Origin of the sequence: Pseudodesulfovibrio sp. lm2024 (genome assembly GCF_051175575.1) — a bacterium.
Taxonomy (GTDB): Bacteria; Desulfobacterota; Desulfovibrionia; order Desulfovibrionales; family Desulfovibrionaceae; genus Pseudodesulfovibrio; species Pseudodesulfovibrio caledoniensis.
Genome location: NZ_CP195092.1, coordinates 2,663,870 through 2,674,721 on the forward strand (window position 1 = coordinate 2,663,870; position 10,852 = coordinate 2,674,721).

Consider the following 10,852-nt stretch of genomic DNA (forward strand, 5'->3'; position numbering starts at 1 on the left):
ATCATGGAGACAGCACGCACCGAAAAACCCGCCTTCGATTGGAAACGCCTGGTGTTCATGCTCACCGGCGTCCTGCTTTTCGCCATAGTCTATTCCAGCGCCCCCTGGCCCGACGCCGTCGACCCCATGGGCGAGCACTTCCCCCTGTCCCCCCAGGCCAAGGGTGCCATCGCCGTGTTCCTGCTGGCCGGAACCTGGTGGGTCTTCGAAGTGGTGCCCATCGGCATCACCTCGCTGATGATCGGCATCCTTCAGGTCATGTTCCTGATCCGTCCGGCCAAGGTGGCCTTCAAGGACTTCATGGACCCGTCGGTCCTGTTCATTTTCGCCTCCATCATGATCGGCCTGGTCTTCACCAAGACCGGCCTGACCAAGCGGCTTGCCTACAAGATGCTCGACATCGTGGGCGAACGCACCTCGATGATCTATCTCGGCGTGTTCGTGGTCACCGCCGCCCTGACTCACATCATGGCCCACACCGCCGTGGCCGCGACCATCTACCCGCTGCTGCTGGCCATCTACGCCCTGTACGGCGAAGGCGACCGGCCGACCAAGTTCGGCAAGGGGCTGTTCATCGGCATGGCCTACGTGGCCGGAGCGGGCTCCATCGTCACCCTGCTCGGCGCGGCGCGCGGCGCGGTGGCGCTCGGCTTCTTCAAGGAAATCGTCGGCGTAGACGTCGGCTTCTTCCAGCTGACCTACTACATGGCGCCCATCGGCTGGGCCATGACCTTCCTGCTCTGGGGATTCTTCATGATCGTGTGCAAGCCCGAAAAGGACCGCATACCCGGCCTGCGCGAAAAGGCCCGCGAGCTCAACGCCAAGATGGGCGGCCTGACCCGCAACGAGATCCTGGCCGCAGTCATCGTGGCCACGGTCATCATCATCATGTCCCTGCGGGCCTTTGTCCCGGCGCTCAAGGCCGTGGACAAGACCGCCATCATCCTCTGCTCCTCGGTCCTCTTCTTCATCTTCAAGATCCTGGACCTCAAGGACCTGGAGGACATTCCCTGGAACATCATCCTGCTCTTCGCCGGAGCCATGTCCATCGGCTTCTGTCTGTGGGAGACCGGCGCGGCCAAGTGGATGGCCGTCAACTGGCTGGTCATGTTCCAGGACGCCAACTGGTTCGTCTTCGTCATGTCCATCGCCTTCTTCGTGATGATCATGACAAACTTCATCATGAACGTGGCGGCCATCGCCATATCACTACCCGTGGCCCTGGTCATCGCCCCCTACCTGGGCGTGGCCCCCGAAGTCATCCTGTACGCCTCGCTGGTCATGGCAGGCATGCCCTTCCTGCTCCTGGTGGGCGCGGCGCCCAACGCCATCGCCTACGACTCCGGACAGTTCACCACCGGTGAATTCTTCGGCTGGGGCATCCCCGCATCCCTGCTGCTGATGGTCCTGGTCGGCGTCGCCGTCCTGGTCATCTGGCCGCTCATGGGCATGCCCATCACCCTGCCCGCCGGAGGCTAGGCTGCCCCGGATGCATTCCGTAGTTACCACAACGGCTGCCGCGCCCGCGCTCGGCAGCCGTTCGTGCAACAAACCTCAATCACGGTGAGCCACATGGAAAAACTCGAAGAATTGTTCGATCACATAGCGTCCCGGGTGAACGTCAACCTCAAGCCCATGGGCATCGACGTCCGCTCCATCCTGCAGAACTCCATCCCGCGCGAGCGGCATATCCTCTATTACGCGTTCTACGCTCTGACCGAGGATCACCCCATCAGCTTCAAGTTCAAGAATTCCAACCTCGCCGGGACCTACTTCCTGGGCAAGACCCTGGTGGACAGCTCGGTCCTGTACAAGTCCAACGTGCGCGGCGACGAACTCAAGCGCAAGGGCGATGTGGTCGAGTTCAACGGGGTCAAGACCAAGCTCTTCTACGACGAGGTCATCCGGATCATCAATTCCTACCTGGTCAAGACGCTGGTCCACAACAACTCCAAGAACCCCGAGACGCCCGAGGTGTTCCGCATCCTCAACTCGGCGGCCATGCACTACTCCAACATCCACGGGACCACGCTCGAAGGCGTGTATCTCGGGGCGTTCGCCACGGCCGACCTGTCGATCATGCACAACTGCGTCATCGGCGACTTCGCCTACGTCCAGGCGGGCGACCTCTCCCGGCTGACCGTGGAGCCCGGCCGCGTGTGGATCAAGTCCGGCGACCTGTTCGAATTCAACTACCTCTACCCCGAGGGGGTTATCGAGCAGTACGTCAAGCTGGACGAGAACGGGCATTTGACCGGCAAGTTCGTGGACTACGTGGACGAGTTCAAGGAAGATTTCGTGCCCATCTATTCCACGGCCCGGCCCGAGACCGACTTCAAGGTCCCGGACACGGCCTACGTCTCCCCCTACGCGGTGCTCAAGGGCCGCTGCGAGGTGGGCGAGAACGCGCTCATCGTGCAGCGCGCCCACGTGGAGGACTCGGTCATCGGCAAGGGGTCCAACGCCCAGGAGAACTGCTACATCAAGAACTCGGTCTACGAGGGGAACAACGTCACCGCGCACGGCGGCAAGGTCATCTGGGCCACCGTGGGCGAGAACGTCTTCGTGGGCTTCAATTCCTTTGTCCACGGCAGCCAGGAGTGCCCCATCACCATCGGCCGCGACTCCATCGTCATGCCCCACACGATCATCGATCCGCAGGAGTGTATCGAGATTCCGGAGAACTCGGCGGTCTGGGGATACGTCACCAAGCAGGCCGACCTCGAGACCCAGTGCATCGACCTGGACAGGCTGGCCGGACTCACGGAGCTCACCCTGGGCAACGTCACCTTCAAGGGCGACGGCAAGGCTTTCGTCGACGCGTTCAGACACCGCATCGACCACATACGCGAAGAAAACGGCGCATACTTCGACGGGTCGGACAATACCCGCGGACATGCCCAAAAAACACGGGATGCAGCCTTCAATATCCTTCAGCCCTTCCAATCGGGCCCGGAAGCTGGCATGTATCCGACAATGACCATCGGGGACTAGTTCTTACATTCGAGACAGATCCCGGCAATCCAATCATCAGGAGTAACCGAACATGCCTCAGACATTGACACAGGCCTTTAGCAGAAACTTCCTCGGCAATGCGCCCAACTGGTACAAGATGGCCATTGTGGTATTTCTGGTCATCAACCCGATCCTCATGCTGACGGTCGGACCGTTCATCGCGGGCTGGGTCCTCATCGCCGAGTTCATCTTCACCCTGGCCATGGCGCTCAAATGCTACCCGCTGCCCGCGGGCGGCCTGCTGGCCATCGAGGCGGTCATCATGGGCATGACCTCGCCCAGGACCGTCTACCATGAAGCCCTGACCAACTTCCCGGTCATTCTGCTCCTGATCTTCATGGTCGCGGGCATCTACTTCATGAAGGACTTTCTGCAATACACCTTCACCCGCATCCTCACCCGGGTGCAGTCCAAGATCGTCATCTCCCTGCTCTTCTGCTTCGCGGGCGCGTTCCTGTCCGCTTTTCTGGACGCCCTGACCGTCACCGCAGTGATCATCGCCGTGGCCTACGGGTTCTACAACGTCTACCACCGGTTCGCCTCGGGCAAGACCCCCAGCTGCTCCCACGACCTGTGCGACGACATCGCCATCAAGGAGCATGAGCGGAACGATCTCAAGGAATTCCGGGCATTTCTGCGCAACCTGATGATGCACGGCGCGGTCGGCACCGCGCTGGGCGGCGTGTGTACCCTGGTGGGCGAGCCCCAGAACCTGCTCATCGGCGAGGTCATGGGCTGGCACTTCGTGCCCTTCTTCCTGAACGTGGCCCACGTGTCCATGCCGGTCCTGGCCGTCGGCCTGCTGACCTGCGTTTTCGTGGAGAGATTCCACCTCTTCGGCTACGGCGCGCAGATGCCGGGCAACATCCGCTCCCACCTGCTCGAGACCGCCATCGAAATGGAATCCAAGCGCGGTTTCCAGGGCAAGGCCAAGCTCGTGGTCCAGGGTCTGGTCGGCGTCTGGCTGATCCTCGCCCTGGCCTTCCATCTGGCCGAGGTCGGCATCATCGGCCTGTCGGTCATCGTCATCCTGACCGCCTTCAACGGCTTCATCGACGAACACCAGCTCGGCCCGGCCTTTGAGGAGGCCCTGCCCTTCACCGCCCTGCTCGTGGTCTTCTTCGCCATCGTCGGCGTCATCCACGACCAGCACCTGTTCGCCCCGGTCATGCACTTCGTGCTCGCACTGGAGGGCCAGACCCAGCTCGCCGCCTACTACGCGGCCAACGGGGTGCTTTCCATGATCTCGGACAACGTGTTCGTGGCCACGGTGTACATCTCCGAGACCAAGATGCACTTCGAGCAGCTCCTGGCCACCGTGCCGGGCGTAACCGACGCCGTGGGCCTCATGGACAAGTTGACCGACCCGCTCCTGGTGCGCGCCGACGTCATCGCCTCCCTGCCCGCCGGCATCCAGGACCAGGTCTCCAAGATGATGACCCACTTCGACCACCTGGCCGTGGCCATCAACACCGGCACCAACATCCCGTCCGTGGCCACGCCCAACGGACAGGCCGCCTTCCTGTTCCTGCTGACCTCGGCGCTGGCCCCGGTCATCCGCCTGTCCTACGGCCGCATGGTCGTCCTGGCCCTGCCCTACACCATCACCATGTCCATCACCGGCCTGGCGGCCACCTACTTCTTCTCCTGGTAGCCGCCGACCCGACGACAATACGAAAGGCCCCGCGCTGTTTGCGCGGGGCCTTTCTTTTTCCTCTTCCCGAAGACGCGAACGTCGGTCCGATTGGCCGGACTCCACCTGACAGGGACCGCCTGAAAAAAAGCGCACCCGCCACCATGGTGGCGAGTGCGCCGGGGTCGTCCTTTTTTTCGGACACGGCAGACCGTTCGGGCTGAAACGCCCGGCACGGCGTGAACGTTAGGCGTCCAGCTTGGGCGAGTTGTCCAGATGCTCCTTGCACAGCCAGACGATGGACTGGCTCTCGGTATCGAAGTGGGGGCTGACGCCGCGAGTCGCGCCGCAGACCGCGCAGCGGTACTCGTTCTCGCACTTCGGGTAGCACTCGATGGAATTGAGCATCTGGTTGAAACGGCTGATGATCGGGAACATCGGATGGTCCGCGTGCCGTTTGCGGTCCTTGCTGTTCAACTTGCCGTTGTCGTTTACCTTGACGGTAATCATCCGGGAACGGTTGATCAGGCCTTCCTTCTTGTTCATGACCACTTTGGTGGGTTCTTCCCAGCGGCAGATGATCCGCTTCCGTTCCTGGTCAAAACGCATGGACATGGCATCCTCCTTGGCGCGGCCTTCCTTCCCTCTCAGGCCGCGTGGGTTAGGATTCACCCCTCGTGTACGGGTCCGGCGGAATACGCCCGGCCGGACCTTCTTAAATCACGTAATCAACTGCCTTGCGGCCCGAGGCCACCTTCTTCACGAAGGCGACGCAGGCCTGATGTTCAGGGTGATCCTGATAGTGGTTCAGGGCATCCACGTCGTCGTGCTCGGAGCACAGAATCACATGGCACTCGGGGTCCGCGGCCACGATGTCCGCGCTGACCTCGATGTGCAGAAGTCCCTCGATGCGCCCCTTGAGCGCCTCCAGGATCTCCTTCATCTTCGCGCCGTTCTCCTTTGCCGTCTGGCCTTCGGCCTCATCCTTCAAAGTCCACATGACGATGTGTCTGACCACTGGAACTCTCCTTGAAATGTAACAATTCAGACTGTATAGACAAAACGGCGTGCGATAGACACTTGTTTACACAAATCAGGATAATCACAGTTTACCATTTTGTCACCCCAATTCTCGGAAATATATCATTCCCTTGACCGTTTTTCCGGGAGATGGTGACGCTGCCCGGAGTGCGCCGCCTTGACTTCGCGAGGCAAAGGTCCAACCTTTGCATACGTCTCGGCAACGCCATTTTGCTGGATTTTCCTTATGCACGAGAAATGCCAAAAGAGCCAACATGCGTAAAATACTCTATCTGATCCTGCTGCTTTCCTGCCTGAGCATCCTGCCCGCCAGGCCGGTGCTCGGCGCGGTCGAGAAACCCAAGAAAAGCGTCCTCTGCCTGAACTCCTACCACCACGGCTACCAGTGGTCCGACGCCATCATGCGCGGCATCCGTTCTGTCCTGGAGAACAGCAAATACAAGATCGACCTCCAGATCGAATACATGGACGCCAAGCGGTACAACTACGAGGACGTCACCAGCATGCTCCTGTGGTTGTACAGGGAGAAGTTCAATAACGAAAAGTTCGACCTGATCATGACCTCGGACAACGACGCCTACTCCTTCGCCACCCAGTACCGGGACATCCTCTTTCCGGGCGTCCCTCTGGTGTACTGCGGCGTGAACTTCCTGAACACCGACGACACGGATTCGGACAACGCCACCGGCGTCATCGAGAACTTCGACCTGTCCAAGACCCTGGACGTGGCTCTGCGCCTGCATCCGGGCAAGCGGCGCATCGCCGTGGTCGGCGACTCCTCCACAGCGGGGGCGGCCATCAAGCGCCAGGTCCAGAACCAGCTGGCGCGCTACAAGACGCCGCTGGACGCCGAGTACTGGACCGACATGTCCCTCAAGAACGTGCTCGACCGGGTGGCCAATCTGCCCGACGACACCTTTCTCTTCTTCATCCCCTACTACCAGGTCATCGACGGCCGTTTCCTGACCGCCGAGGAGGCCATGCAGGCCATCTACGACCGGTCCCCGGTGCCCATCTACACGGCCTGGGAATTCCTGGCGGGCAACGGCGCGGTGGGCGGCAACATGCTCTCCGGCTATCTCCATGGCCAGCGGGCCGCCGAGATCGCCCTCGAGATCCTGGACGGCAAAAGTCCGGACGCCATCCCCGTGTTCCGCGAGACCACCGGCCAGTACATCTTCGACTACAAGGTCATGCAGCGCCTCCACCTGAACATGGACCTGCTGCCCAAGGGAAGCCAGATCATCAACGCGCCCAAGGCGTTCTACGAGCTCTCCAAGGAAGTCTTCTGGACGATCATGGTCAGCTTCGTCCTGCTGGTCATGGTCCTCATCTTCCTGACCGTGACCATGCTCGAACGGCGCAAGGTGGAACGCAAGATCAAGGACCAGCTCGCCTTCCAGGAGACACTCATGGACACGGTCCCGCAGTTGGTGTCCTGGCAGGACGCGGAAGGACACTATCTCGGCACCAACCGGGCGTTCGCCGAGTTCTTCGGGCTGGGTGAGGGAGAAAGCATGGCCAACAGGACGACACAGGACGTCATCCAGGACCTGGACTACGCGTCCTGGGCCTCGGGCGCGGACAAGTCCGTCATCCGCATGGGCCAGGCCTTCCGCAAGGAGCGGCGCAAGCTGGCCGACGCGGAGGGCAACCCGGCCTGGATCGAGGTCACCAAGGTGCCCATCAACGACCGCTCGGGCCAGATCGTGGGCGTGCTCTCCATGGCCGACAACATCACCACCGAGCTGAACCTGGAAAAGCAGCTGCTGCAATCCCAGAAGATGGAGGCCATCGGCACGCTGGCCGGCGGTATCGCCCATGATTTCAATAATATCCTGACCAGCATCATCAACTCCACGGAACTGGCCGTGGGCGACCTCGACCCGGAATCCATGACCACCAGGGACCTGGAGCGGGTGCTCAAGGCGGCCCGGCGCGGCGGCCGGGTGGTCAAGCAGATCCTGGCCTTCAGCCGCCCCTCCACCGAGGGATTCCGGCCCACGGACGTGGGCGCGGTCATCACCGAGGCCATCGGGCTGCTGGAATCGTCCATGCCCCGCAAGATCGAGGTCCGCTCCAGCATCAAGGAGAACCTGTCCTGCGTGCACGCGGACCCGACCCAAATCCACCAGGTGGTCATGAACCTGTGCACCAACGCCTTCCACGCCCTGCGCCGCACGGGCGGGACCATCGAGGTCCGCCTGGACCAGTCCGAAATCTCGGGCGAGGACGCGGAGATTCTCGGCCTGTATCCGGGCGAGTACGTCCGCCTCGTGGTCGAGGACAACGGGCCGGGCATCCCCCAGAACATCGTGGACAAGATATTCGACCCGTTCTTCACCACCAAGGACAAGACCGAGGGCACCGGGCTGGGACTGGCTGTCGTCCACGGCATCGTGCGCAGCCACAAGGGCGGCCTGCTGGTGGGCCCGCGCGAGGGCGGCGGCACGACCTTCTCCATCTATCTGCCCAAGGGCGACGAGGGACTGTGCAGCGATGTGGCCCTGGCCGGGGTGCCCCATAACCTGGGCGCGCATATCCTCTTTGTGGAGGACGACACCGACCAGCTCCAGACCACCCCGCGCCTGCTCGAGACCATGGGCTATGTGGTCGAGGGACAGGAGAGCCCGCTGTCGGCCCTGCGCCGGGTCAACGACATGCCCGACGAATTCGACCTGGTCATCACCGACTACGACATGCCCGGCATGAGCGGGACCCAGCTGGCCCGGCGGCTTGCGGTCATCAAGCCGGAGCTGCCCGTGATCCTCATTTCCGGGCGTGAAGACGCGGTATCCGCGGCCTCGGACTTGCCGAATATCCGACTCGTGGTTATCAAGCCCTATGACAAACAGGATTTGTCCCGCGCCATCAGCACGGTGCTGAGCGAAGAAAAACAAGGGGAGTGACGTGGCGGAGATACTGATCATAGATGACGACCTCGATGTCTGCGAGACCATGGAGAGCCTGATCACCAGGCTGACCCATGAGTGCGTCTCCGCCCACACCCTGGACTCCGGGCTGCGGACGATGCGCAAGAAGGCCTTCGACGTGATCTTTCTCGACGTCCGGCTACCCGACGGCAACGGGCTGGACATCCTGCCCGACATCATGGCCCTGCCCGACCCGCCGGAGGTCATCATCCTGACCGGCAAGGGCGACCCGGACGGCGCGGAGCTGGCCATCCGCGGCGGGGTCTGGGACTACCTGCTCAAGCCGTCCAGCATCCGCGAGATATCCCTGACCCTGGGCCGGGCGCTCAAGTACCACGAGGAAAAGCGCGGCCGCGACGGCGACCGGAACCTGGAGCTGAACGGCGTGGTCGGGGAGAGCCCGATCATCAAGGTCAGCTTCAATCTCCTGTCCCAGGCGGCCCGGTCCGAGACCAACGTGCTCATCACCGGCGAAACCGGCACGGGCAAGGAGCTGTTCGCCTCCACCATCCACGCCAACTCCAAGCGCAAGTCCGGCAACTTCGTGGTCGTGGACTGCGCCGGGCTGACCGAATCCCTGCTGGAGTCCACCCTGTACGGCCACCGCAAGGGGGCCTTCACCGGGGCCCAGAGCGACCGCATCGGGCTGGTCAAGCTGGCCGACGGCGGCACCCTGTTCCTGGACGAGGTGGGCGAAATGCCCCTGTCCATGCAAAAAGCGTTTCTGCGCGTCCTGCAGGAGCGCACCTTCCGCCCGGTGGGCGACACCCGCGAGCAGACCAGCGACTTCCGCCTGGTGGCGGCCACCAACCGGGACCTGGACGAGATGGTCGAAAAAGGAACATTCCGGTCCGACTTGCTGTACCGTCTCAAGACAATGCACATCCACCTGCCGCCCCTCAGGGAGCGGCCCGAGGACATCAAGTCCCTGTGCACCTACCGGGTCAGCCAGCTCTGCCGCCAGTACAGCATGCCGCCCAAGTCCTTCGGCTCGGACTTCAACCCCGCACTGGAGAGCTACGACTGGCCCGGCAACGTGCGCGAGCTGTTCAACATCCTGGAGCGGGCCGTGGTCACCTCGGGCAACGAGAAGACCCTGTACGCCATGCACCTGCCGCGCGAGCTGCGCATCCAGATCGCCAAGGCCCAGATCGAGCGCATGACCAACGCCGTCCCCGAGGAGGAACCGTCCGCCCCCTACACCGAGCCTGTCCGAAAAATCGGACAGGACATCTTCGAGGACATTTTCGAACAGGAACTGCCCACCCTGCGGGACTTCAAGAGCACGGCCGAGAAGGTCTACCTGGGCGAACTGATCCGCCAGTGCGACGGCGACCTGTCCCGCATCCTTGAGGTCTCCAAGCTCTCCCGCTCCCACTTCTACGGCCTGCTCAAGAAGTACGGCCTGTCCCTCTAGGAGATTCCATGGCCGACTTCGATTCCTATTGCGCCTTCTGCGCCGCGCGCGACAAGGATGACGTGGACCGCGTCTATCATGACACCCGGTACGGCTTCCCGGTCACGGACGACACCGAACTCTTCGCCCTGCTGGTCCTGGAGATCAACCAGGCCGGGCTGAGCTGGCGGACGATCCTCAACAAGGAGCCCAACTTCCGCAAGGCCTACGACGGATTCGACATCCCCACCGTGGCCGCCTACGGGGACTCGGACCGGGCCCGGCTTTTGGCCGACGCGGGCATTATCCGAAACAAGCTCAAGGTCAACGCGGCCATCCACAACGCGAACGCCATCCTTGACCTGCAGCGGGAGCACGGCTCGTTCAAGGATTGGCTGGACGCCCATCATCCCCTGGACAAGGCGGAATGGGTCAAGCTCTTCAAGAAGCGCTTCAAGTTCGTGGGCGGCGAGATCGTCGGCGAGTTCCTCATGAGTTCCGGCTACCTGAAAGGAGCGCACGAGGACTCCTGCCCGGTCCATAAAAAGGTACTCGCGGCCGGTCCGGCCTGGGCCAGGGGCACCGCGCGATGACCGGCGAATAGCCCCGTATTCCGGCAAGTCCCGGCCTGTCTATTTTTTCGGACAGGCCGTTTTTCTTGTCCGTTTTCGTCCCATTCGGGCACAAAGGTCCATGGTTCGGGACTTTATAATGTCCGCCGCTTCCGTTCCGTCCTATTTTTCAGACTGCCCTATACCCTGAACCGCCCTCTTCAACCTGCTCCCCACTCCAACTCTCCGAAATTTCTGTTGATTTAAAAATTCACAAAGTTGG

General features: G+C 62.0%; 8 protein-coding genes. 6 read left to right on the forward strand and 2 right to left on the reverse strand.

Annotated features, from left to right (window positions below; genetic code table 11):
* Positions 1-3: 3 nt before the first annotated feature.
* The 3 genes from ACR42D_RS12705 to nhaB all read left to right on the forward strand — a co-directional run bounded on the left by ACR42D_RS12705 (position 4) and on the right by nhaB (position 4,669).
* Positions 4-1,479, forward strand: coding sequence for an SLC13 family permease (locus ACR42D_RS12705; protein ID WP_484567160.1), 1,476 nt, complete (start codon positions 4-6; stop codon positions 1,477-1,479).
* Between the two features lie 93 nt (positions 1,480-1,572).
* Positions 1,573-2,994, forward strand: a complete 1,422-nt coding sequence (locus tag ACR42D_RS12710) for a transferase (RefSeq protein ID WP_484567161.1) — start codon at positions 1,573-1,575, stop codon at positions 2,992-2,994.
* 52 nt (positions 2,995-3,046) lie between these two features.
* Complete coding sequence (gene nhaB / locus ACR42D_RS12715; protein ID WP_484567162.1) at positions 3,047-4,669, forward strand: sodium/proton antiporter NhaB; 1,623 nt, start codon at positions 3,047-3,049, stop codon at positions 4,667-4,669.
* 225 nt (positions 4,670-4,894) lie between these two features.
* On the opposite strand, the gene ACR42D_RS12720 is transcribed toward nhaB, so the two are convergent.
* Entirely contained in the window at positions 4,895-5,263 is a 369-nt protein-coding gene (locus ACR42D_RS12720; protein ID WP_071544159.1) for a hypothetical protein, read from the reverse strand.
* Between the two features lie 100 nt (positions 5,264-5,363).
* Complete coding sequence (locus ACR42D_RS12725) at positions 5,364-5,666, reverse strand: Dabb family protein (protein ID WP_484567163.1); 303 nt, start codon at positions 5,664-5,666, stop codon at positions 5,364-5,366.
* A gap of 277 nt (positions 5,667-5,943) precedes the next feature.
* Here ACR42D_RS12725 and ACR42D_RS12730 point away from each other — a divergent pair, with 277 nt between their 5' ends.
* The 3 genes from ACR42D_RS12730 to ACR42D_RS12740 are packed head-to-tail and all read left to right on the forward strand — an operon-like array spanning position 5,944 to position 10,611.
* Positions 5,944-8,598: an ABC transporter substrate binding protein gene (locus tag ACR42D_RS12730; RefSeq protein ID WP_484567164.1), complete on the forward strand. Its 2,655-nt coding sequence runs from the start codon at positions 5,944-5,946 to the stop codon at positions 8,596-8,598.
* A gap of 1 nt (position 8,599) precedes the next feature.
* Positions 8,600-10,039, forward strand: coding sequence for a sigma-54-dependent transcriptional regulator (locus ACR42D_RS12735; RefSeq protein WP_484567165.1), 1,440 nt, complete (start codon positions 8,600-8,602; stop codon positions 10,037-10,039).
* Between the two features lie 8 nt (positions 10,040-10,047).
* Positions 10,048-10,611 (forward strand): DNA-3-methyladenine glycosylase I, encoded by a 564-nt coding sequence (locus tag ACR42D_RS12740; RefSeq protein ID WP_484567166.1) that lies wholly within the window; start codon positions 10,048-10,050, stop codon positions 10,609-10,611.
* Positions 10,612-10,852: the final 241 nt, after the last annotated feature.

Excerpts from the sequence above, each read along its gene's own strand:
- ACR42D_RS12740 (WP_484567166.1), top strand. The coding sequence starts at position 10,048 with ATGGCCGACTTCGATTCCTATTGCGCCTTCTGCGCCGCGCGCGACAAG.
- ACR42D_RS12710 (WP_484567161.1), top strand. The coding sequence starts at position 1,573 with ATGGAAAAACTCGAAGAATTGTTCGATCACATAGCGTCCCGGGTGAAC.
- ACR42D_RS12730 (WP_484567164.1), top strand. The coding sequence starts at position 5,944 with ATGCGTAAAATACTCTATCTGATCCTGCTGCTTTCCTGCCTGAGCATC.
- ACR42D_RS12705 (WP_484567160.1), top strand. The coding sequence starts at position 4 with ATGGAGACAGCACGCACCGAAAAACCCGCCTTCGATTGGAAACGCCTG.
- ACR42D_RS12720 (WP_071544159.1), bottom strand. The coding sequence starts at position 5,263 with ATGTCCATGCGTTTTGACCAGGAACGGAAGCGGATCATCTGCCGCTGG.
- nhaB (WP_484567162.1), top strand. The coding sequence starts at position 3,047 with ATGCCTCAGACATTGACACAGGCCTTTAGCAGAAACTTCCTCGGCAAT.